This is a genomic window from Archangium violaceum Cb vi76 (assembly GCF_000733295.1).
Classification (GTDB): domain Bacteria; phylum Myxococcota; class Myxococcia; order Myxococcales; family Myxococcaceae; genus Archangium; species Archangium violaceum.
Genome location: NZ_JPMI01000061.1, coordinates 25,071 through 46,136 on the forward strand (window position 1 = coordinate 25,071; position 21,066 = coordinate 46,136).

The window sequence follows — 21,066 nt, forward strand, 5'->3', positions numbered from 1 at the left end:
GGCCCCGCTCCCGCCCGGACGCAACCTCGCTCGCCCGCCCCTCGTACAGCGCCTGGCACACGGGTTTGAAGCCCCCTGCACAGCCGAGGCGCATCAGAGGGATGGGGGCCCTGTCGAGGGAGCTGGCCCTCATCAACGTCCAGTCCGGCCCCACGATTGACGGCATGACGAATCTCGGCCGATCCTGCTCGGCGGAGGCTCCATGTCCCGTCACGTGCTGATGGCCGTGCTGTGTTTGTCGCTCACTGCTTTCGCTGACACTCCGAATCGCTTCGAGCCGCAAGAGTTGTCCAGCGAGGCGGTCGTGACCTTCGTCCTGACCTGCTCCGAGAAGGTCAAGAAGTCCGACGCCAGCATCGGCGAGGCGCAGCGCCTGAGCTTCTGCTCGTGCGCGGCCGATGCGTTGCGCCTGCGGCACAAGCAGCCGGGGAAGGACAAGGCTCCGAGCGCCGAGGACCTTCAGCGCTGCGCGAATACGCTCACCCGGTCATCTCCGGAGGAGGTTGCCGGGCAGCTCCGGAGTCAGCCTGCGCAGTCGCCGTCGGAGCACAAGGTGGCGCCCGCCTCCACGCAGCCGGACACGTCTCGGAGCACGGGTTGGGAAGACCCGGAGGACACCTCGTCGTCGGAGTCTCCCAGCAGTGTCGAGCCCGCGCGCAGCTGCTGCAAGGTGTGCACGAAGGGCTGTCCCTGCGGAGACTCGTGCATCTCGTGCAGCAAGGTCTGCCGCAAGGGGCCCGGCTGCGCCTGCTGATTCAATCAGCGGCACTGTTGTCAGGTGATGTGCCGCTCACGCGTCAGGAACATCATGCTCGTCTGAACGCGTGGTGGTTGATTCGTCTGTTCGCCAGGGTTGTCCGGCCGTACGGGTCCGACACGCCAACCATAACGGTCCTAAGGTAGCTATTCTCGGGCGACCGAGTGCGCGAAGCAGCGTGGCCTCTCTCGTAGAGTCCCGCCGCGTGCCCACTGCCGTCAGCAGTCGACGGTAAGAGCGGCCGTAACCAAGATGCCCCGTACACTCGGGCACCCTGGCGAGCAGACGAACTCAACCACCACGCCTACTCGGCCCAGACGAGCGCCAGGTCGAGCTCGAAAGCCTCGAAGGGCTCGGTGCGCACCCGCTCGTCTCCGGCGGCTGAATCGACGAGCAGCCAGTGGCGCCCCTCGAGCCGGTAGATTTCGAGCGTCTGGGCAACTGGATCCACGTGCCACACGTTCCGCACGCCTTCCCGGGCGTAGATGCGCATCTTCTGGATCTTGTCGATGCGCCGTGTGCTCTTGGAGAGCACTTCGCACACCCAATCTGGAGCGAGATCGTAATGTGCTGGGGCGTCGTCCCCCCCGATGGCCCCAGGCAAGCGCTCGCGCCTCCACCCGGCGATGTCTGGCACGAGCTTGTCTGGTCGGGGGCCGAGGTGGAGTTCAGGTTCGTAGAGGAGGACCCACCCGCCCGGGCCCCCTGTGCCGAACAAGAAGGGCATCGAGAGGAGGGTACTCAGACGTATCGTTGCGTTGGCATGCGGGCGGGCCGGGCGGGGGCTGACGTGCAGCTCGCCGTTGAGAATTTCCGCCACCATCTCAGGGGGCACTGCCTGGAAGGCCGCCTCGATGGACGGGGCGTTCCGTTCGGTGGACGGTGGATCAGGAGGACGACCGGGAGCCATGCGTGGAGATTTCAGCATGACCCTCGCCCTGTGCAATCCCGGAGCCGTCGAGGCGCCACCGCCCCGATGGCCACGGAACACGTCAGCGGTTCGCCGGGCCCGCGGAGGTGTTGGACTTCCGTCCGCGCTTCCCGGACGTCCACTCCTCCAACATGTTGCCGAAGCTCTTCATCTGCTGGCCCAGGTCCGTGGTGCGGACCAGTTCCTCCACCTGCGCGCGTGACTGGCGCGGCAGCTTCGCGTCCATCTGCGCGAAGCCGTAGGCCAGCGCCGCCGCGACGGCCGTGTTGAGCCGCAACTGCTGCGGATCGCACTTGTCCAGCTCGTCCGAGCGCGCGTGGTAGTTCGGGCCGTAGAGCGCCGGCTCCTGGTTGGCCACCAGGTTGGGCACGCCCTGCAGCATGAAGTCGAAGTTGTCCGTGCCCACGATCGGCGCGTCCACCTGCGTGAACGGGCCCAGTCCCTTCACCGGCTCGAGCGCCTGGTCCACCAGGGGAGGCAGCTCGGGGCGGCCTCCCGTGAAGAATCCGTTGATGCGTCCGCAGCCGATGTCGAACGAGGACGCCATCACGTGCTTGTCCAGCTCGGCCTCGTGCGTCTTCACGTAGCCCTCCGAGCCGTACATGCCCTGCTCCTCGCCGTTCCACAGCGCGAAGCGGAGGGTGCGCGCCGGTTTGATCCCCAGCCGCTTCATCTGCCGCGCCACGTCGATCAGCGCCGCCACGTTCGCCCCGTTGTCCAGCGCCCCCGTGCCCAGGTCCCACGAGTCCAGGTGCGCGCCCAGCACCACCACCTCGTCCGGGCGCGTGCTGCCGCGGATCTCCCCGATGACGTTGTAGCTCTCGTAGGCCGGCCCGGTCTGGAGCTCGAGCTCGGCCGTGAGCGTCAGCGCCTTGCCCGTGCGCAGCAGGCGCTGGGCGCGCAGCGCTCCGTCCCGCTCCATCACCAGCATGGGCCGCGTGTTGCCCATGCCCACCGACACGTTGTGCCGGTAGAGCAGGTTGTTGGGCCTCGAGCCCACGTACACCACGCCCGCCACGCCGGCCGCGAAGGCCCGCGTTTCGATCTCCGCGGCCTCGGCGTACTCGCGGAACAGGTCGTCCACGTTCTTCAGCTCCGTCGTGTCCACGAGCAGGAACGCGCCCTTCGCCTTCCCCCCGAGCGCCTTGAAGTCCTTCTCCGTGCCCCTGCCCGCGTCGAGCAGCGGGGCCGTCAGCCCACCCTTGGGCGTGGCGGTGGAGAAGGGCATGGCCGCGATGCGGGGCGAGAACTCCAGCCCCTTGCCGCGCAGGGTGGCGGACGCCGAGCGCTCCAGCCACAGGCCCGGCATCTGGAAGGGCTCCTTGCGCGCGTCGACGCCCGCCTCACGGAAGCGCGCGAGCGCCCACTCCACGGAGCGCAGGTTCGCCGGCGAGCCCGTGGCCCTCCCGCCCACCTCGTCCACCAGGGACTGCAGATCGCTCAGCAGCGGCGTGTCCCCGAGGAAGGCGCCCACCAGCCGTGCCGCCTCGGCCCGCGAGGCGTCCGAGGCCTTCGCCGCGGGCTTGGAGGGCTCGGCCGCCAGGGCCGGTGCGCCGAGAAGGGACAGGGACAGGAGGGACGACAGCAGCCGGCGGGAGGAGGCGGTGCTCAGGCAGAGGCTCCAGGAAGAGTGGGGCCGCCATCCTGCCAGACTCCGGAAACACGAAGGCCCGATGTGAACCGGAGTCCACATCGGGCCCTTGCTGTGAGGCGCCACCCGGATTCGAACCGGGGAATGAAGGTTTTGCAGACCTTTGCCTTACCACTTGGCTATGGCGCCGCGAGAAGCGTGTACGCCTTATATGAACCCGAAACAGCCGGGTCAAGACAGGAGAGTGGGGAGCGTGCACATCCATGTCCGGTAGCATCCCGGCCGAGCGGTCCCGCCAGCCACCGGAGGAACTTCAACGATGCTGCAGGGTTATGGGCTGTACCTGGAGGAGCACGAGGCCTTCCGCCGCACCGTCCGGGCGGTGGTGGAAAAGGAGCTGAAGCCCTTCGCCTCCCAGTGGGAGGAGCAGGAGGAGTTCCCCCGGGAGCTCTTCACCCGCTTCGGCGAGCTGGGCTTCCTCGGTCTCAAGTACCCGGAGGTCCATGGAGGTTCCAACGCCGGGGAACTCTACGAGGCGGTGCTGCTCGAGGAGATGGGGCGCTGCGGCTCGGGTGGCGTCGCGGCCGGCCTGGGGGCCCAGCACACCATCGCCACCGGCCCCCTCCACAAGTTCGGCACCGAGGAGCAGAAGCAGCGCTTCCTCGCCCCCGCCATCCGGGGGGAGAAGATCGGCGCGCTCGGCATCACCGAGCCCAATGGCGGTTCGGACGTGGCGGGCCTGCGCACCACCGCCCGCCGCGACGGGGACCACTACGTCGTCAACGGCTCGAAGACCTACATCACCAATGGCGTCCGGGCGGACTTCGTCGTGCTGGCGGTGAAGACGAACCCGGACGCCGGGCACAAGGGCCTGTCCCTGCTGGTGGTGGAGAAGGGCACGCCTGGTTTCTCCGTGGGGCGCAAGCTCAAGAAGCTCGGGTGGCGCGCCTCGGACACCGGGGAGCTCTTCTTCGAGGACTGCCGGGTGCCCGCGGCCAACCTGCTCGGCGGCCTGGAGGGGCAGGGCTTCTATCAGATCATGGGCAACTTCCAGTGGGAGCGCCTGTCGCTCGCCCTGGGGGCGCTCGGGGCCATGGCGGAGATGCTGGAGGTCGTCATGGCCCACGTGAAGGACCGGCGGGCCTTCGGCCACGCGCTCCACGAGTTCCAGGTGGTGCGGCACCGCATCGCCGAGCTGGCCACCGACTTCGAGGCCGCGCGTCAGCTCACCTACCACGCGCTGCGCCTGCACGTGGGGGGCGAGTACGCCATCGCCCAGACGTCCATGGCCAAGAAGGTGGCCACCGAGACGGCCTGCCGGGTGGCCGATGCGTGCCTCCAGCTCCACGGCGGCGCCGGCTACATGATGGAGTACGACATCCAGCGCCACTGGCGGGACGCGCGCCTGGGCCCCATCGGCGGGGGCACCAGTGAGATCATGAACGAGATCATCGCGAAGCAGCTCGGCCTCTAGGCGGACGCGGGGAGGGGACGGGCAGGCGGGCCCCGGGGAAGGGGAATGAGGGGGCTCCTCGTTTTGCGGGACAGACACCGCAGCAGGAGGTCCGGGTGGTGGATCCCCGTATGCCTTGTACCGAGCTCTATGTCCGGCTCGGAGACGAGGAAGTACTCGTGCTCGACTGCCGTGATCCCGAGGATTGGGATCGCTACGGCCTGCATATCCCCGGTGCCCTGTGGATGCCCTTCGAGGAGATTCTGCGGGACTCGGGGGCCCTCCCCGACGACGAGCTGATCGTGGTGTGTGGGTGTTCTCCGGATGGCTCGGATGCGCGCCGCGCCTGCCGGCTGCTCAACCACCGGGGGCTCACCGCGGTGTGCCTGGAGGGAGGCCTCCAGGGGTGGATCACCCACGGCCTGCCCACCGAGAGCCACCTGTCGGGAGCCTCGGCGAGCGGGCTGTGCTGAGGCGCTGAGCCCGGGCGGGTGAGGCTTTCGCCGCGGTGCGTAGCGGTCCGGCGCCAAAGGGTGTAAAGGGGCCCCACCTCTCGACCCCCCACTGGAAAGGGAGTCTGACACCATGGCCAAGCTTCGCGCTGTCCTCATTGGCGCCACTGGACTCGCCGGCCAGCAGTTCATCGCCGCGCTGAAGGATCACCCCACCATCGAGCTCACCGGCCTGGCGGCCTCGCCGCGCTCGGCGGGCAAGGCCTACGCCGAGGCGCTCAAAGCCTCCAACGGGATGACGGCGTGGTTCGTCCCCGAGGCGCTCCCCGCGTCGATCGCGAAGATGAAGGTGGTGAGTGGCGAGGAGGTCCAGGCGAAGGACTACGACATCGCCTTCTCGGCGGTGGAGTCGGACGTGGCCAAGGACATGGAGCCCCGGCTGGCGCGGGACATCCCCGTGTTCTCCGCGGCCAGCGCCTTCCGCTACGAGGCGGACGTGCCGCTGCTCATCCCCCCGGTGAACGCCGACCACGCCCGGCTGGTGCGCGAGCAGCAGAAGCGCCGCGGCTGGAAGGGCTACATCGTCCCCATCCCCAACTGCACCACCACCGGCATGGCCATCACCCTGGCCCCGCTGGCCGAGCGCTTCGGCATCAAGTCGGTGCTGATGACCTCGATGCAGGCCATGTCCGGCGCGGGCCGCTCGCCCGGCGTCATCGGCCTGGACATCCTGGACAACGTCATCCCCTTCATCCCCAAGGAGGAGGAGAAGGTCCAGGTGGAGACCAAGAAGATCCTCGGCACGCTGGACGCCGCGGGAGCCGCCATCACCTCGCATGATGTGAGGGTGTCGTGCACCTGCACCCGCGTGGCGGTGATGGAGGGACACACCGAGTCCGTGTTCGTGTCACTGGCGAGCAAGGCCTCCGTGGCCGAGGTGGTCCAGGCGATGCGCGAGTGGCGGGGGGCCGAGGTGTCGCGCGACCTGCCGTCCGCTCCGCCCCGGTGGATCGAGGTGCTGGATGATCCGTTCCGCCCGCAGCCTCGGCTGGACCGGGACACGCACGGCGGCATGGCCACCACGGTGGGGCGGGTGCGCGAGGACGGCGTGCTGGAGAACGGCTTCAAGTACCTGCTCGTGTCCCACAATACGAAGATGGGAGCGGCCAGGGGAGCGATCCTGGTAGCCGAACTGATGCGTGCCCAGGGGCTCCTGGGATGAGTAGGCTCAAGGAGTACTTCATTTAGGGAGTGCTCCCCCCGTCCCAACCCATGTACTGTGCGCGCGCGCACGGACTCAGTCCAAGAGGAGATTTTTCAATGGCTTACGTGGTCACCGAGCCTTGCATCAAGTGCAAGTACACCGACTGTGTCGAGGTCTGCCCGGTCAACTGCTTCTACGAGGGCGCCAACTTCCTGGTCATCCACCCGGACGAGTGCATCGACTGCGGTGCGTGTGAGCCGGTGTGCCCCACCAAGGCGATCTTCCCCGAGTCGGATCTGCCCGGCGAGTACAAGGAGTACAAGGATCTGAACGCGAAGTTCGCCACCCAGTGGCCGAACATCGCGGAGAAGAAGGCGTCCCTGCCCGAGGCCGAGGAGTTCAAGGACAAGAAGGGCAAGCGCCAGATGCTCCTGGAGAAGCCCGGCAAGTAGTCCCGTTGTCCGAGGCGTCCGAGGCCCTCCGCCGAGAGGCGGTAGGGCCTTTTCCATGTCCGGAGTCCGGCTCAGGATGCCAGCAGGGCACTGAGCTTCAGCCCGCGAGCGGCCAGCTCCTCGCGGATGCGCACCAGGTCCTTCTGGGGCAGGGGTCCGCGGCGCCCCTGGATGCGCAGGGACACCTCGCGCTCGCCCGTGCGCTCCACCTCCACGGTGGCATCCAGCGCTCCTCCCAGGCGCATCGCCAGCGCGGGCCGCTGCGACTTCACGAACACCTCGATCTGCTCGATGAGCTCCAGGGCCGCCTGCACGCGGACCTCCGGGTTCGACGGCTCCACGGCGGCCGAGCCTCCGACGCCTCCCGGTGGTGGGTTCCCCGTGGCGGAGACGGCCTCCTCGGGGAGGCGCGAGGTGGGGGTCTCGGGGCCCGGCGTGGTGGGTGCCGAGCGGGGAGCCACCGGTTCCGCGCGTGGCTCCCGGGCGAGCTCCCGGGCGATGAGGTCGGTCACGCGCTGCTGCACCCGCTCCTGGTGCGTCTGGTGGGCGTCTCCTCGCACGTCCCGGAGCCGGTGGGCCTCGGTATGGAGGCCCTGGCGGACCTGACCGAGGTGCTCGGCGCTGGCGATGGCGCCTCGCGGCGGTGTCCGCGCCAGCGCGGTGGCGGCCATGGCTCCGGTGGCTCCCTTTGCAGTGGTGACGAGCGCGGTGACGAGGCTCCGGGCGGCCTGTCCTCCCTGGAGTGGAGCCTTCACCGTCTCCGGCGGGGCCTTCTTCAGTGCTTCCTGGAAACGGCCCTTGTCCGAGGCGGGCCTGGCTTGTGCTGTCTCGGGGTGTCCGTCGACCTTCATGGGTCCCTCGTGGTGCGGGGTGGGACCCGAGGGAGAGCACGGCCCATGCCAGGGGGGCTCGACGGAGGGACACGGGGGTGGACTCCCGGACCGTGGACGGGGAGCCCACCGGCGAGACGCCCACCCCCGCTGCTCCGGGGTGCTACCGGCTCGGTTTGCCGAAGGCGCCCGACTGCTCGGGGGTGACGCCCATCAGCTCGTTGACGGCGAGGGGGCAGCGGAACACGGCGTTGGGATCGGCCAGCACGTTGCCCTGGGACCAGTTGCGATCCTGGAAGATGAGCCCGTCGCGCAGCTCCACCTCGTCCACCGCCTTCTTGAAGCCCCAGAAGCGCCCGCGCACCATCAACTGGGTGCCCTTGGGGATGCGGCTCAGGTCCAGGTACTGCTGGGGCGCGAGCTTCGCGGTGATGATGACGGAGGGGCGCTTCTTCGGCGTGCCGAAGGGGTTGATTTCGTTCTCTTCAGCGGGAAACGGGTACCAGATCAGCTTCGCCACGGCCACGAGCGGCTCGGGCTCCTCCTCGATGATGGGCTGGCCCTTGCGCTTCTTCTTGGGCTTCTTCTTGGGCTTCTCGATGTCGAGGTCGAGCAACTCGAGGCCCCCGAAGGCCACCTGCCGGTCGAGGTAGCTCTCGCGGAACATCTTCTCGGCGGAGCGGGCGGCGGTGGCGTTGGCGCGGCGGACCTCGATCTCATAGCGATCGCGCAGGGCGGGCAGGGTGAGGAAGAAGCTGTCGATGGGCTGGAGGCCCTCGGAGAGGAAGCGCAGCTTGCCCACGTCGATGGTGAGCACCACGGGCCCGAGGGCCGCGGCGGTCTGGAACCAGTTGGGCGGCAGCTTCCGGTCGATCAGCACGCGGCGCACCATGGCCACCAGGTACGCGTTGGCCTGGAAGCGCGGGGTGCTCAGCTGGGTGTTGAGCGCCTGGACGAGCAGGGGATCCAGGAAGAAGTTCTCGTCGCGCTTGTGCAGCAGGGGCGCGGTCTCGCCGAGCAGCGTGAGCAGCCCGCCGAGGAGTTGGGCACAGTTGGGATCGTTCGTTCCCTGGTTGAGGGCCTGGTAGAGGCCGGTCCTGAGGAAGCGGCGGTCGAAGTCCTCCTCCTTGATGTTGGGCACGTCGTTACCGGAGCCGAAGAAGACCTCCGGTTGGGCGGCGGCGGGGAGGGACGAGAGACAGAGGACGAGTGCGAGGAGCGCGGATCGCATCGGGCACAGGCTATCACGCCGGGAGGCGGGACTCCTGGGGCGGGATGCGGAGGACGAGCGCGGCGGCGGCCAGCTCGAGGACGGCGGCGGCGGCGAAGAGGCGGTGCCCCCCGAGCCAGTCGTAGCCGGCCCCGGCGGAGGAGTAGCCCACGAGTCCCCCCAGGCCGAAGGTGATGGCGGCGAAGAGTCCCTGGCCGGAGGCGCGCAGGTGCGGGGGGACGCGGCGGACGACGAAGGCGATGCTGGCCACGTAGAAGACGCCGAAGGACAGGCCGTGGAGCAGGGAGAGGGCGGCGATGACGCCCCGGGAGGTGGCGAGGGAGAGCCCGGCCCAGCGCAGGGCACTGGCGGTGAAGGCGAGCACCAGGAGATTGCGAGGGGAGATGCGGTCGGCCACGCGGGGGTAGAGGAGCATCACGAGCACCTCGGCGGTGACCCCGAGCCCCATGGCGATGCCCACCACGGAGGGAGGCAGGCCGAGCGAGCCGACGAAGATGGAGAAGGTGCCGTGGTAGGGGGCGCAGGCGATCCAATGGAGGGCGCAGGCGGCGAGCAGCCAGCTCAGCTCCCTGTCGGCGAGGAGCTGGAGCCCGGCGAGGGGGTGGACGGGAGCCCGGGCCGTGGGGCCGCTGGAGTCACGGAGGGTGAAGCTCCAGAGGGTGAGGGTGACCAGGAGGGAGAAGGCGGCGAGCACGGTGGCCCGGCCCACGGACTCCACGGAGAGGCCGAAGAGGGTGGAGGAGAGGACGAAGCCGAGCGAGCCGAAGAGGCGCAGGTGGGAGTAGGAGCCACCGGTGCGGGCGATGTGCTGGAGGGCGAGGCTGTCGATGAGGGGGGTGATGGAGGAGGCGAAGAAGGCGTAGGCGGCGAGGGCTGCGACGAGGGTGGGGAAGCGCTCGACGAAGAGGAGGGGGATGAAGCCCAGGCAGGCACCGGCGCAGACGGCGGAGAGGACGTGGTGGGGGCGGCCGGTGCGATCGGCGAGGTGGCCCCAGAGGTGGGGCGCGACGAGGGCGAGCAGGGGGCTGAGGGAGAGGAGGAGGCCTATCTGGGAGACGGAGAGGGTAAGGGATTTCAGGTAGGCGGGGAGGAAGGGCAGGACGATGCCGGTGATGGAGAAGTAGAGGGCGTAGAAGCCGATGAGGGGGAGGCGTCCGGTGGCCTGGGAAGGGAGCATCGAGTCGGGGGGGCGCTTAGCACGGTGGGGTGCCTTTTCGTCTGTTTGCCCCGCCTGGATTTGTGTACGGTGGCCATCGCCATGTCGACCCCGGAGATCCCGCAGCCGCCCGTCACCATTGCGCAGATCAAGGATGAGGCTGAGTTGTTTCAGGCGCTCGCCATCCGCGAGGTGGTGTTCATCGAGGAGCAGCACGTGCCCGAGGGCATCGAGCGGGATGCCGAGGACGCGAAGGCGTACCACGTGTTGGCGTTCCAGGGTGGGCACGCCATCGGGACGGGGCGTCTGGTGATGTTGCCCGAGCCGCCGCCGGGAGAGACGGGGACGTGGGGGCAGATCGGCCGCATGGCGGTGCTGAAGGCGCACCGGAAGGCGCGAGTGGGCGCGATGCTGCTGACGACGCTGGAGGACGAAGCGCGCCGGCGGGGAGTGAGCGGCATCATGCTGCACTCGCAGTTGTACGCGCTGGAGTTCTACAAGAAGCAGGGTTACGAGGCGCTGGGCGAGGTCTTCCAGGAAGCGGGAATCGAGCACCTGGAGATGCGCAAGAAGCTGTAGTCGGCCACACCGTCAATATCCCCTCGCCCTCCGGGAGAGGGACGGGGTGAGGGTGCCAGGACCCCGGGTTGTGCCCGCGTGAAGCCCCCTCTCCCTCTGGGAGAGGGTTGGGGTGAGGGTCAGCTCAAATCCGCCGTCCACGTTCGGCCGGGGTCTGCGCATGACGCGGATCCTCGGGCCAGCTGTGCTTCGGATACTTCCGGCAAAGCTCCTTGCGGAGGGACGGGTAGTGCCGTTCCCAGAATCCGGCGAGGTCGGTGGTCACCTGCACGGCGCGCATGTTGGGAGCGAGCAGGTGGAGCACGAGGGGAACCCTGCCAGCACAGACACTGGGCCCCTGGGCCATGCCGAAGAAGTCCTGAAGCCGCGACTCGACCCAGGGGGGCTTCCCGGGCTCGTAATGAACCTTGGAGGTGCGCCCACCAGGGAGGGAGACCTTCTCGGGGGCGTGGTTGGACAGAAGCCGTGCCTGTTCCGCGGTCAGCCGTGAATACAGGGCATCGAGCAACGAAACCCCCTCGAGGTCGGCGAAGCTGCGAGCCCCGGCGCACAGCGAGGCGAGCGAGTCCCGCATGAAGGCCTCGTCGACGGTGGGGAAACCGGCCTCGGGGAAGGCCTGGGCGAGCAGGGCGACGCGGGTGCGCCACTGCACGAGGGCCTCGGGGTCGGCGAAGCGGTCGGGCCCGGCGGCGAGGGCCTGTTCCACGAGGACGCGAGCGGCCGCCTCGGAGGGAGGAGCGGGGGTCCGGGTCTCCTCGAGGACGAGATTCCCGTAGGACATGCGGGTGATGCGCTCGACGCGCTTGGAGGAGGGGTTCCACTGGAGGGCATCGACCTCTTCCAGCGCATCGGGGTACAGGTCGAGGAGCCACTCGGGCTCGACGGCGCTGGCGATGCGGATGATGACGCCGCGGCCGGGACGCTCCTCGGCGTCGACGGCGATCATGAGCTCGGGCTCCTGGACGACGCTGACGTCGGAGAGCTGGGCGGTGCCGCCGCCGAAGAGGAGGAGCTCGGGGGAGCGGGGCTTGCGGCGGCGGGCGACGCGGTCCGGGTAGCCGGCGAGCGCGCTGAGCATGAGGGCCTGTTCCACGTCCTCGGGGCGGGAGGGCCGCTGCCCCTGCTCGCGGACGGCGCGCCGGAGCTGGCGCTGAACGCGGTCCACGGCCTGCACGGCGCCGTGCTCGAGGGAGAGCGACTGGACGCGGCCGGAGGAGAAGTTGGAGCGCTCGGCCTGGCGGAAGCGCTCGAGCAGCTCCAGCAGATCCGAGGGCCCGGCGACGACGTTGGCGGCACGGCCGGGGCCGGAGAGGTTGGTGCGGGCCTCGCGGCGGATGTCGCGCTCACCGACGAGGGCGGCGAGCAGGGCCGCGTCGGCGCCGACACCGCGCTTCTCGCCCTCGACGATGATGCGGGCCTGACGGGGGTGGAGGGGGAAGCGCAGGAGCCGCTGGCCGATGGGGGTGACGGACCCGTTGGAGGCCACAGCACCCAGCCGGCGCAGGAGACTCTCGGCGGCCTCGAGGGAGGCGGCGGGAGGGGGCTCGAAGAAGGGGAAGGAGACGAGGTCGGTGATGCCGGCGGCGCGCAGGGAGAGGACGGTCTCGGCCAGGTCCATGCGGCGGATTTCGGGGGCGTCCTGGTCGGGGCGGCCGTCGAAGTCGTGCTGGGTGTAGAGGCGGAGACAGTGGCCGGAGCGGGTACGGCCGGCGCGGCCGGCGCGCTGGGTGGCGGAGGCGCGGCTCACCTTGGAGAGCTTGAGGATGGGCAGGCCGGACCAGGGCGAGTGCGAGGCGACGCGGGCGAGGCCGGAGTCGATGACGGCGGCGACCCCGTCGATGGTGACGGAGGTCTCGGCGACGTTGGTGGAGAGGATGATCTTCCGGCGCGAGCCGCGGCGCACGGCGCGGTCCTGCTCGGCGGGGGGCAGGTCGCCGTGGAGGGGGAGCAGGTCGATGCCGTGGCGTCCGGCGAACTCGGAGCAGGTGTCCATGGCGCGGCGGATTTCGCCGGCGCCGGGGAGGAACACGAGCACATCGCCGTCGAGGCCGTTGGCGTGGAGCCGCTTGATGCCGGAGAGGACCTGGGCATCGAGGTAGCGGTCATCGGCGGTGGGGAGGTACTCGAGGCTGACATCGAAGCGGCGGCCCTCGGAGCGGAGGGTGGGGCAGTTGCCGAGGTAGGCGCTGATGGGGGCGGCCTCGAGCGTGGCGGACATGACCACGAGCTTGAGGTCGGGGCGGGGGCCCTGCTGGAGGCGGCGCAGGAGGGCGAGCGAGATGTCGGCGGAGAGGTGGCGCTCGTGGAACTCGTCGAGCACGACGACGCCGACGTCGCGGAGGGTGGGATCGGAGAGGAGGCGGCGGCCGAGCACGCCCTCGGTGACGAAGGAGAGGCGGGTCTTGGGGCCGCGGACATCCTCGAAGCGGACCTGGTAGCCGACGGTCTCGCCGACGCGCTCGCCGATCTCCTCGGAGACGCGCTGGGCGGCGAGGCGGGTGGGGAGGCGGCGGGGCTGGAGGACGACGATCTCCTTGCCCTGGCCGAGGCCGGCCTCGAGGAGGGCACGGGGGACGCGGGTCGTCTTGCCGGCGCCGGGAGGGGCCTCGAGCACGAGCGAGTTCGCGCCCCGCAGGGTGGAGACGATCTCGGGCAGGAGGGGATCGATGGGAAGGGCGACGTCGGCCATGGCCGATTCCTCTTGGAACCACTCGTAGTCGACTACGAGTGGTGTGTGTTTGTGGCCTACATCACTCGTAGTCGACTACGAGTGAGGGGGCGGCAGGCGCACCTTCCGAAGCGGCCGTTCCAGTTCAACACCCTCTTGGGTAGTCCGGGGCCACGGCTTTCAGGCCGATTCCGAGGTGGACTTGGGGTCATTCTTCTTGCGGCCGCGCTTGGAGGGAGCCTTCGCGGGCTCGGCGGCCGGGGGAGCGGGAGTGGGCTCGGGAGCGGGAGGGGCCTCGGGAGCGGCGGCTGCTACCGGAGCGGGAGGAGGCTCGGGCGGAGCGTCGGGGGCCACTGGGGATTCTGGCTCGGAGGGCGCGGCACCGGAAAGCGCGGCGAGCTCGGCCAGTTCGGCGGCACTGGGCTCGGCGGAGTCGGTCTGGAGGGGAACGGCCTCGGTGGCCTCGGACTCGGGCTCGGGTTCGGAGGCACCGGCTTCAGTGGCCCCCAGCTCGGCGGGGTCGATGAACGGCAGCCCGCGGGCGGCGCGCTTGCGCGGCTTGGCGGCGAGGCCGGAGTTCTCGAAGGCATCGGGGATGGGGGCGAGGGAGGCCTCGGCGAGGCAGCGGGCCTGACGCAGGGCGATGTCGAGCTTCTTGCCGAGGGCGATGAGCTCGGCGCGAAGGGGAGCGGCCTGCTCGTGGGGGAGCTGGACGGGGGCGAAGCAGGCCTGCCAGGTGGAGTAGGCGGTGGCGACCTGATCGAGCACGGGGCGGACGAAGGAGAAGTCGTCGCGGGCGAGGATGCGGGAGACGTAGGAGGACTTGAGGCGGCGCTCGTAGCCGGCGGCGAACTCCTGGATGGCCTCGCGGGAGGCGCGGCGGAGCTGGGGGAACTTGAGGTGGGGGAAGAGGGCCTCGATGACGGGGGAGCGGCTGCTGGCGCAGAAGGTGATGCCGGCGTGGAGCTTCTCGAGGGAGTCGACCCAGAGGTTCTGGAGGTTGAAGGCGAACTCCTCGCGGACCTCCTCGAGCTCGGGGAGATCGCGGACCTTTTCGAGGAGGGCGGGAGCGGGGGCGCGCTCGGAGCGGACGATCTGGATGGCGGAGGAGAGCCACTCCTTCTCGCGCTCCAGACCCGGGCGGCCCGCGAGCAGCTCATCGGCGGCGGCGAGGCGCGAGTCGATGGCCTCGGCGAAACGGACGAGATCGTAGGCTTCGAGGGTGGACAGCGACATGGGGAGGGGCTCCTCGGGTCCTGGGCGGGGCGGCGGGAGATACCACACGCCGGGGGAGGGTGGGGGTGGGGCTCAGCGGCCGTCGAGCAGGGCGGCGAGCGCTTCGCGGGCCGTGAAGTCGGGGAAGGCGTAGTCGGCGCCGCAGGAGAGGAGGGCGTCGGGGGTGAAGCTACCGGTGCCGACGCCGATGCAGGAGGCGCCGATGCCCTTGGCGGCGGCGACGTCCTTGGGGGTATCGCCGATGACGACGACGCGGCACTCCTGGAGGGGGACTCCGAGCTGAGAGGCACCGGACTGGGCGCCATGGCGGATGAGCTCGACGCGGTCCTCGTGGTCGCAGCCGAAGCCGCCGAAGGAGAAGCGGTCGTGGATGCGGACGCGCTCGAGCTTGATGCGAGCGCCCTGGCGGACGTTGCCGGTGCCGAGGCCGACGGCGAAACCGGGGCGGGAGAGGGCGGCGTCGACGGCCTCGCGCATGCCGGGGTGGAGGCGGTAGTCGCGCTCGTCGACGAGGGGGACCTCCTGGGCGAGGTGGAGGAGGTAGGAGTCGATGACGGCGGAGATGGCGTCGGAGGAGGGGTGGGCGCCGATGATATCGAGTCCCTTGCGGACGATGGCGCGGTCGGTCATGCCGGACATGCTGAAGGAGTCACAGGCATCGAGGCGGCCGTGGAGGGCCTGGAAGGCGAGCGCCATGGAGCGGCGGCCGGCACCGCCGGTGGTGACGAGGGTGCCATCGATGTCGAAGAGGAGCACGGTGGGGCGCATGGCCCCCATCTAACGGAAGGCCGGGTCCGATGCGAGCGCCTCCCTGTTTGTCCTGGGAGCATCCACACCCTCGCCCTCCGGGAGAGGGGACGGGGGTGAGGGTAGCGCCCCCTCTCCCTCTGGGAGAGGGTTGGGGTGAGGGTCTGCGCGGACGCAACAACTACGGTTCGACGTAACTCAGCCCCTGCTGGATGGCCTCGCGAACGGCGAGACTCTCCTCGAGAGAAAGCCGTTCCTCGAGGGCCTTGCGGACCTCGGCCCCGCCCATGCGTCCGAGGGTCTGCGCGGCGGTGGCGCGGACCTGCTCATTGGGATCGGCGAGGAGGGGAGCGAGGACGGGAACGGCCTCGAGTCCGGAGCGGCGGCCGAGCGCGAGCGTGGCGGCGGCGCGGACGGAGGAGACGGGGCTGCGGAGCATCTCCTGGAGGCGCTGGGAGGCCTCGGGGTGGGCGACGACAGCGAGGGCGGCGACGGCGCGGGAGCGCTGGGGCTCGGGGGAGCTCGGGTGGGTAACGATTCCGAGGAGCTCGGAGAGGGCCTCGGGACCGAGCCGGGCCCAGTCGGATTCACGAGGGAGCGCGTCGGGGCTGTCGAGCAGGCGGAGGATCTCCTCATGGAGCGAGCCATGGGGCTGGGGCGCACTGGGGGAGGAGGGCGGCATCAATGCAGCGGAGGCCGTGCCGAGGTGGGAGGAGCCCGTCAGGAGCAGCGCGGCGAGCGCACAGGTGGACGCCAGGGAGGCGGTGGACGGACGGCGGTGCGAGCCGGAGCGGGCCGGGAAAGGCAGTGGGGAGAAGGACACGGGGGAGCTCCCTCGTTTGGGCGTCAACGGAGCCCGTTTATAGGCTGGAGGCCCGGTCGGATACGACGCACCCCGAGTGCCTTTTGCTGAAAGTGGATTCTTGTATTGTCGCGCGCCTTATGGCCGGCCGCGTCTTCTTCTTCCTGCAGCACGCCACGTATGAGCCTGCGTTCCAGGCCGCCTCGATGGGCATCACCGCGGCGGCGATGGGGGACGAGGTGTACTTCGTCTTCGCCTTCGATGCCTTGAGGGCGCTGGTGAGGGGGAGCTTCGGTCAGCCGCACACGGAGAAGGAGTTGTCGGAGAGTGCGAGGGCGCAGGGGTTGGGGGTTCCGGTGCCGGCGCGGATGCTCGAGGAGGCGCGGGCGTTGGGGGCGAAGCTGGTGGCGTGCGATACCACGGTAAGAATCTGCGGATACTCGCCGGAGGAACTGAAGGGGACGCTGGACGAGGTGATGGGACTGGCGTCGCTGTGGAGATTGACGGCAGGTGCACGCACCCTTGCTCTCTAGGGAGGCACTGGATTGCTGCTGGCCGAGGGCGCGCGGGAGAGGGTATTGTCGGCACGCTTTCGGGGCCGGACCCTGGTGAGCGCGGGAGGAACCCGCGCGTGATTCCGAGGAGCGATTTTCAATCTTATGCGCGCCAAGCTGACTCTCCTGAGGGCCCTCGTGTTGGGCACGGTCGGTGGTGTTCTCGCCACCGGTTGCCAGACGTATGACTTCGAGCCGGTGGAGCCACTGGCCATCTCGCAGACGACGGAGACGCGCGAAATCAGCGCGCGCAACGCCAAGCCGAACCTGATGATGCTGGTGGACACGTCCGGTTCGATGACGCTGCCGGTGAACGAGAATCTTCGGGATTCGGTGGGGACGTACGTGTGCCGGCGGGGTGGCACGGCCAGCGGTGATATCTGCGGCGTGAACGAGTCCTTCCCGTGCGACACGGGCGGCGCGCCCCCGGGCAGGTGCCCCACGCGTTGGACGTCGCTGCAGCATGCGATGAGCTCGTTCCTCACCGACAGCGGTGGTATTGCGCGCATCGGACTGGCCACCTACCCGGATCTGAATGCGGACAAGGTCTACAAGTGTGGCGGCACGGCCGGAATCACCGTGCCGCTCCCGCCCTCGGACGCGGATGACGAGGCCACGCTCAAGGCCACTGCCACGGATGTGAACACCAAGCTGCAGGCCATCAAGAACGCCTCGTCCACGACGGGGGTCCAGAAGCCGGAGGGCGGTACGCCCACCAATGACAGCCTCAAGTACATGCTCACGCTGCCGGAACTGCAGACGAACGCCCGCTCCAGCTTCGTGCTGCTGCTGACGGACGGCCTTCCCAACTGCAGCCTGCAATTCCCGACCCCCTACCCGAACGCGGGCTGCAAATGCACGCTGGGCACCCTGAGCGGGACGTCCCTGTGCACGTATGACCCGTACAACAAGCTGGGCTGCCTCGACAGCGATGGCTCGGTGTCGGCGGTGAAGGCGCTGAAGGACGCGAACATCAAGACCATCGTCATCGGTTTCGGCGCGGAACTGGCCACCGGAGATGGAACGGCGATTCTCAATGCCATGGCCGAGCAGGGTGGCTTCTCGCGTACCTGCAAGACGAACGCGGACTGCGGCGCGGGTGATACGTGTGACACGGCCAGCGAGCTGTGCAACCGCCGTTTCTACCAGGCGGCCAACGCGGAAGAGCTGTCGGCTGCGTTGCGGAAGATCAGCGAGACCATCCAGGTGACGGACCCCTGCCTGTTGGCGTTCGCTGACGGCCAGGCGCCGACTTCCCAGGAACTGGTGGTGGTCTACGTCAACAAGGAGCGTCTCGCTCCGGGTGCGAACACCTGGCTCCTGACGGAAGACGGTATCCGCTTCCAGGGCGATACGTGTGCTCGCATCGAGGCCTCCACCTCGGCGAACAAGGTGAACATCGAGGTTCGTGCCGTTCAGAAGCGGTAGCCTTCGGGGCGGCTTTACGTGGTGAGGTGCCGGGGCTATGTCTCCGGCGCCCGCCCTGGCCGCCCATGAAGATCACCATCCTCTCGCGCTCCGCCTCCATTTCATCCACCAAGCGTCTGGTCGAGGCCGGGCGCGCGAGAGGGCACCAGGTGCGTGTGCTCAACCCGGTCCGGGTGGAGATGCACCTGGATGGGCAGCGCGCCAACCTGTACTACCGGCGCCGCAAGCTGTCCCCGTGCGACGTGGTCATCCCGCGCATCGCCCAATCCATCAACAACTACGGTCTGGCGGTGGTGAATCAGTTCGCCATGTGCGGGGTTCCGCTGGTGAACACGGCGCGGGCGATCGCCGAGTCGCGCAACAAGATGCGCTCGCTGCAGTTGCTGTCGGCGCACGGCATCGACATCCCGGCGACGGTGATGGCGCGTGACGCCGCGGACCTCAAGGCGATGGTGGGCCTGGTGGGGGGCGTGCCGGTGCTGGTGAAGCTGCTGCAGGGCCAGGAGAAGCACGGGGTGATGGTGTGCGAGAGCCTCCAGTCCCTGGAGGCTGCGCTCGAGGCCATCCTCGGATTGGGGCACAACCTGGTCGTCCAGCAGTACGTACAGAACAAGGGACAGGATGTGCGGGTGGTGGTGGTGGGAGGCCGGGCGGTGGCGGCGGTGCGGCGCCGTCCGAGGGTGGGCCGGCTGTCCTACACGCTCAACCGGGGAGCCCGGCTGGAGCGCATCGAGTTGACGGAGTCCCAGCGGAAGGCGGCGGAGCGGACGGCGACGCTGGTGGGGTTGGAGGTGGCGGCGGTGGATCTGCTGGACGTGCAGGAGGGGCACCCCAAGGTCTTCGAGGTGAACAGCTCGCCGGCGCTTCCGGAGATGGAGGCGGCCACGGGGTTGGATCTGGCCGGCATCATCATCGAGCGCGCCGAGCAACTGGTGGCCGGGGGTCCGAGGGTGGGGGTTCCGGAGCCGGAGCCGCGTACTCCATCCAGGCGCAAGCGGAGGCCCAAGGCCTCCGTGGGCGAGGCATGAACAGAAAGAGGCCCCCGGACGTCGGAGGGTCGGTGATAGGGTGCCCCCGCTTTTCCGTGAGGAGAACGAACCATGCTGCACTTGCGACGCATCACTTCCCTGGCCGCCGCGCTGGTGGCCATTGCCAGCACCCAGGCCCACGCCGAGGAGCAGGTGAATCCGGCCACCCTCTATGAGGTGAGCACGGAGGGCACCTCCACCAAGGTGAAGGCGGGGGAGCAGGGCGTGTTCGTGTTGTCCATCAAGAGCAAGCCGGGCGCCCACGTCTCCGACGAGGCGCCGCTGAAGCTGGAGCTCAAGGGCGGCGCGCAGTTGGCACCTGCGCAGGAGAAGCTGGCGCTGAAGGACTCGGTGGCCAAGAAGGCGCAGGGGCAGCAGTTCGTGGATCCCCGCTTCGAGGTGCCGTTCAAGGCCACGGCGGCCGGCAAGGGCACGCTGGAGGCGAAGCTGACGTTCTTCATCTGCTCGGATCAGCTGTGCGCCCGTCAGCAGAAGACGTTCTCCCTGCCCGTCGAGGTTCTCTAGTCCGTGGTGCGCCAGCGATCGTCCAGGGGCAGTGAGCGCGGAGAGCAGCGTGGGGAGCGTGGGGGAGGGCGCGAGCGCGGCGCGGAACGGAGCGAGCAGCGCTACGTCTACGGGGTGAACCCGGTGCTCGAGTCCTTGCGAGCACACGCGGAGCGGGTGGAGCGCCTCTTCGTCACCGAGGGGCAACTCGCCGCGAAGGCGGCGGCGGAGATCTTCAGCCGTGCGAGGGACGCGGGCATCCGGGTGGAGCGGGTGCCCCGGGAGCGGCTGGCGGTGCTGGCCGATGGTGGGGTTCACCAGGGCGTGGTGGCCGAGCTGCGGGGCTTCGAATACGCCGAGCTGGAGGAGCTGCTGGAGGCGGCCGGGAAGAGCGGGCGTCCCGCGTTGCTGGTGGTGCTGGACGGCATCCAGGATCCGCACAACTTCGGGGCGATCATCCGTTCGGCGCACGCGATGGGAGCGCACGGGGTGGTCATCGCCAAGGACCGGGCGGTGCCGGTGACGGGGGTGGTGGCCAAGGCGTCCGCGGGGGCGGTGGAGCACTGTCCCATCGCGCGGGTGGTCAACCTCTCTCGGACCCTGGAGGAGTTGAAGGAAGCCGGGGTGTGGATCGCCGCGGCGGACCCTCACTCGAAGCAGCCTCTGTGGAGCGCCCGGCTGGACGGGCCTCTGGCCGTGGTGGTGGGGGCCGAGGGAGCAGGCGTGCGCCAGGGGGTGCTGGAGCACTGTGACTTCCGGCTCGGGATTCCGATGCTCGGTCAGGTCGGTTCCCTGAATGCGTCCGTTTCGGCGTCGATTCTGCTATACGAGGCCGCCCGGCAGCGGGGGACGTCACGTCCCGGTGCCGGAAGTTGAACCGCCCGGATCAAACCGCTTGACTTGGGGGGCGGGGACTTCTAAAAGGGCGCGCCTCGACGGGACGGGCGGTTGGCGGTTCCCAGTCGGTGGGACGGGCGGGATGGGGAAGCAGCCGGAGTGATGGATGCCGGTGTAGCTCAGCTGGTAGAGCACCTGATTTGTAATCAGTAGGTCGCGGGTTCAAATCCCGCCGCCGGCCAGCACGGGGCCGCGGATGAGGGCCCGAGGCAAAAAAGCAGTAGGAAGAACAGTGGTTTCGCGGTAGTTGAAGACGGCGTTGCGGAGGGATACCCAAGCGGCCAAAGGGAGCAGACTGTAAATCTGCCGGCTCTACGCCTTCGTTGGTTCGAATCCAACTCCCTCCATCGCAATCGCGGGAATAGCTCAGTTGGTAGAGCGTCAGCCTTCCAAGCTGAATGTCGTGGGTTCGAGTCCCATTTCCCGCTCCAGTGTTGTAGTCGCAGATACAAGCCCCGATAGCTCAGTTGGCAGAGCGCATCCTTGGTAAGGATGAGGTCACCAGTTCAATCCTGGTTCGGGGCTCCATTTTTTCGAGGAGCGTTATGTCCAAGGAAAAGTTCGAC

The 21,066-nt window shown here is 69.1% G+C and carries 20 protein-coding genes and 5 tRNA genes; 15 read left to right on the plus strand and 10 right to left on the minus strand.

The features are described 5' to 3' along the window. The first annotated feature begins 202 nt into the window (after positions 1 to 202). Positions 203 to 754, plus strand: coding sequence for a hypothetical protein (locus tag Q664_RS10095; RefSeq protein WP_043392765.1), 552 nt, complete (start codon positions 203 to 205; stop codon positions 752 to 754). A gap of 307 nt (positions 755 to 1,061) precedes the next feature. Here Q664_RS10095 and Q664_RS10100 read toward each other — a convergent pair whose 3' ends face one another. The 3 genes from Q664_RS10100 to Q664_RS10110 all read right to left on the minus strand — a co-directional run bounded on the left by Q664_RS10100 (position 1,062) and on the right by Q664_RS10110 (position 3,468). Continuing rightward, positions 1,062 to 1,685, minus strand: a complete 624-nt coding sequence (locus Q664_RS10100) for a Uma2 family endonuclease (protein WP_326938687.1) — start codon at positions 1,683 to 1,685, stop codon at positions 1,062 to 1,064. A 64-nt stretch (positions 1,686 to 1,749) separates the two neighbouring features. After that, the gene (locus Q664_RS10105) at positions 1,750 to 3,381 is read right to left on the minus strand and encodes a M20/M25/M40 family metallo-hydrolase (protein ID WP_084609692.1); all 1,632 of its coding nucleotides are present in this window, start codon (positions 3,379 to 3,381) and stop codon (positions 1,750 to 1,752) included. 15 nt (positions 3,382 to 3,396) lie between these two features. Further along, a tRNA-Cys gene (locus Q664_RS10110) sits at positions 3,397 to 3,468 on the minus strand. 130 nt (positions 3,469 to 3,598) lie between these two features. Between Q664_RS10110 and Q664_RS10115 the strand changes: the two genes are divergently transcribed. The 4 genes from Q664_RS10115 to fdxA all read left to right on the plus strand — a co-directional run bounded on the left by Q664_RS10115 (position 3,599) and on the right by fdxA (position 6,840). Then, the gene (locus Q664_RS10115; protein WP_043392771.1) at positions 3,599 to 4,753 is read left to right on the plus strand and encodes an acyl-CoA dehydrogenase family protein; all 1,155 of its coding nucleotides are present in this window, start codon (positions 3,599 to 3,601) and stop codon (positions 4,751 to 4,753) included. A 98-nt stretch (positions 4,754 to 4,851) separates the two neighbouring features. Further along, positions 4,852 to 5,205, plus strand: coding sequence for a rhodanese-like domain-containing protein (locus Q664_RS10120; protein ID WP_043392827.1), 354 nt, complete (start codon positions 4,852 to 4,854; stop codon positions 5,203 to 5,205). A gap of 112 nt (positions 5,206 to 5,317) precedes the next feature. Next, positions 5,318 to 6,406 (plus strand): aspartate-semialdehyde dehydrogenase, encoded by a 1,089-nt coding sequence (gene asd / locus Q664_RS10125; RefSeq protein ID WP_043392774.1) that lies wholly within the window; start codon positions 5,318 to 5,320, stop codon positions 6,404 to 6,406. A gap of 98 nt (positions 6,407 to 6,504) precedes the next feature. Further along, the gene (gene fdxA / locus Q664_RS10130; RefSeq protein WP_043392776.1) at positions 6,505 to 6,840 is read left to right on the plus strand and encodes a ferredoxin FdxA; all 336 of its coding nucleotides are present in this window, start codon (positions 6,505 to 6,507) and stop codon (positions 6,838 to 6,840) included. 71 nt (positions 6,841 to 6,911) lie between these two features. Here fdxA and Q664_RS10135 read toward each other — a convergent pair whose 3' ends face one another. From Q664_RS10135 to Q664_RS10145, 3 genes are all read right to left on the minus strand, one after another. Beyond that, positions 6,912 to 7,691, minus strand: coding sequence for a hypothetical protein (locus tag Q664_RS10135; RefSeq protein ID WP_043392779.1), 780 nt, complete (start codon positions 7,689 to 7,691; stop codon positions 6,912 to 6,914). 142 nt (positions 7,692 to 7,833) lie between these two features. Next, the gene (locus Q664_RS10140) at positions 7,834 to 8,901 is read right to left on the minus strand and encodes a hypothetical protein (RefSeq protein ID WP_043392782.1); all 1,068 of its coding nucleotides are present in this window, start codon (positions 8,899 to 8,901) and stop codon (positions 7,834 to 7,836) included. 13 nt (positions 8,902 to 8,914) lie between these two features. Further along, positions 8,915 to 10,078: an MFS transporter gene (locus Q664_RS10145; RefSeq protein WP_043392785.1), complete on the minus strand. Its 1,164-nt coding sequence runs from the start codon at positions 10,076 to 10,078 to the stop codon at positions 8,915 to 8,917. Between the two features lie 81 nt (positions 10,079 to 10,159). On the opposite strand from Q664_RS10145, the gene Q664_RS10150 reads away from it, so the two are divergent. Beyond that, positions 10,160 to 10,636, plus strand: a complete 477-nt coding sequence (locus tag Q664_RS10150) for a GNAT family N-acetyltransferase (RefSeq protein WP_043392830.1) — start codon at positions 10,160 to 10,162, stop codon at positions 10,634 to 10,636. Positions 10,637 to 10,760: 124 nt separating this feature from the next. Here the strand turns inward: Q664_RS10150 and hrpB are convergent, their stop codons facing one another. From hrpB to Q664_RS10170, 4 genes are all read right to left on the minus strand, one after another. Further along, positions 10,761 to 13,325 carry an ATP-dependent helicase HrpB gene (hrpB, locus tag Q664_RS10155; RefSeq protein ID WP_043392790.1) on the minus strand — a complete coding sequence of 855 codons (2,565 nt, stop codon included), beginning with the start codon at positions 13,323 to 13,325 and terminating at the stop codon, positions 10,761 to 10,763. A 159-nt stretch (positions 13,326 to 13,484) separates the two neighbouring features. After that, positions 13,485 to 14,540, minus strand: coding sequence for a hypothetical protein (locus tag Q664_RS10160; RefSeq protein ID WP_043392792.1), 1,056 nt, complete (start codon positions 14,538 to 14,540; stop codon positions 13,485 to 13,487). Between the two features lie 72 nt (positions 14,541 to 14,612). Continuing rightward, positions 14,613 to 15,317 carry an HAD family hydrolase gene (locus tag Q664_RS10165; protein ID WP_043392795.1) on the minus strand — a complete coding sequence of 235 codons (705 nt, stop codon included), beginning with the start codon at positions 15,315 to 15,317 and terminating at the stop codon, positions 14,613 to 14,615. Between the two features lie 151 nt (positions 15,318 to 15,468). Next, positions 15,469 to 16,110 (minus strand): HEAT repeat domain-containing protein, encoded by a 642-nt coding sequence (locus Q664_RS10170; protein ID WP_052517924.1) that lies wholly within the window; start codon positions 16,108 to 16,110, stop codon positions 15,469 to 15,471. Positions 16,111 to 16,229: 119 nt separating this feature from the next. Here Q664_RS10170 and Q664_RS10175 point away from each other — a divergent pair, with 119 nt between their 5' ends. The 9 genes from Q664_RS10175 to Q664_RS10215 all read left to right on the plus strand — a co-directional run bounded on the left by Q664_RS10175 (position 16,230) and on the right by Q664_RS10215 (position 21,028). After that, a complete protein-coding gene (locus Q664_RS10175) occupies positions 16,230 to 16,622 on the plus strand; it encodes a DsrE family protein (RefSeq protein WP_043392797.1) in 393 nt (130 codons plus the stop codon). Between the two features lie 126 nt (positions 16,623 to 16,748). Then, a complete protein-coding gene (gene cglB, locus Q664_RS10180) occupies positions 16,749 to 18,071 on the plus strand; it encodes an adventurous gliding motility lipoprotein CglB (protein WP_043392799.1) in 1,323 nt (440 codons plus the stop codon). 65 nt (positions 18,072 to 18,136) lie between these two features. Continuing rightward, the gene (locus Q664_RS10185; RefSeq protein WP_052517925.1) at positions 18,137 to 19,099 is read left to right on the plus strand and encodes a RimK family alpha-L-glutamate ligase; all 963 of its coding nucleotides are present in this window, start codon (positions 18,137 to 18,139) and stop codon (positions 19,097 to 19,099) included. 72 nt (positions 19,100 to 19,171) lie between these two features. Then, entirely contained in the window at positions 19,172 to 19,624 is a 453-nt protein-coding gene (locus Q664_RS10190) for a protein-disulfide reductase DsbD family protein (RefSeq protein WP_043392803.1), read from the plus strand. A gap of 6 nt (positions 19,625 to 19,630) precedes the next feature. Continuing rightward, positions 19,631 to 20,479, plus strand: coding sequence for a 23S rRNA (guanosine(2251)-2'-O)-methyltransferase RlmB (gene rlmB / locus Q664_RS10195; RefSeq protein ID WP_043392839.1), 849 nt, complete (start codon positions 19,631 to 19,633; stop codon positions 20,477 to 20,479). Between the two features lie 129 nt (positions 20,480 to 20,608). Next, positions 20,609 to 20,681 (plus strand) — tRNA-Thr (locus Q664_RS10200). Between the two features lie 82 nt (positions 20,682 to 20,763). Then, a tRNA-Tyr gene (locus tag Q664_RS10205) sits at positions 20,764 to 20,847 on the plus strand. Between the two features lie 8 nt (positions 20,848 to 20,855). Continuing rightward, positions 20,856 to 20,931 (plus strand) — tRNA-Gly (locus Q664_RS10210). 21 nt (positions 20,932 to 20,952) lie between these two features. After that, positions 20,953 to 21,028: transfer RNA gene (locus Q664_RS10215), tRNA-Thr, on the plus strand. Positions 21,029 to 21,066: the final 38 nt, after the last annotated feature.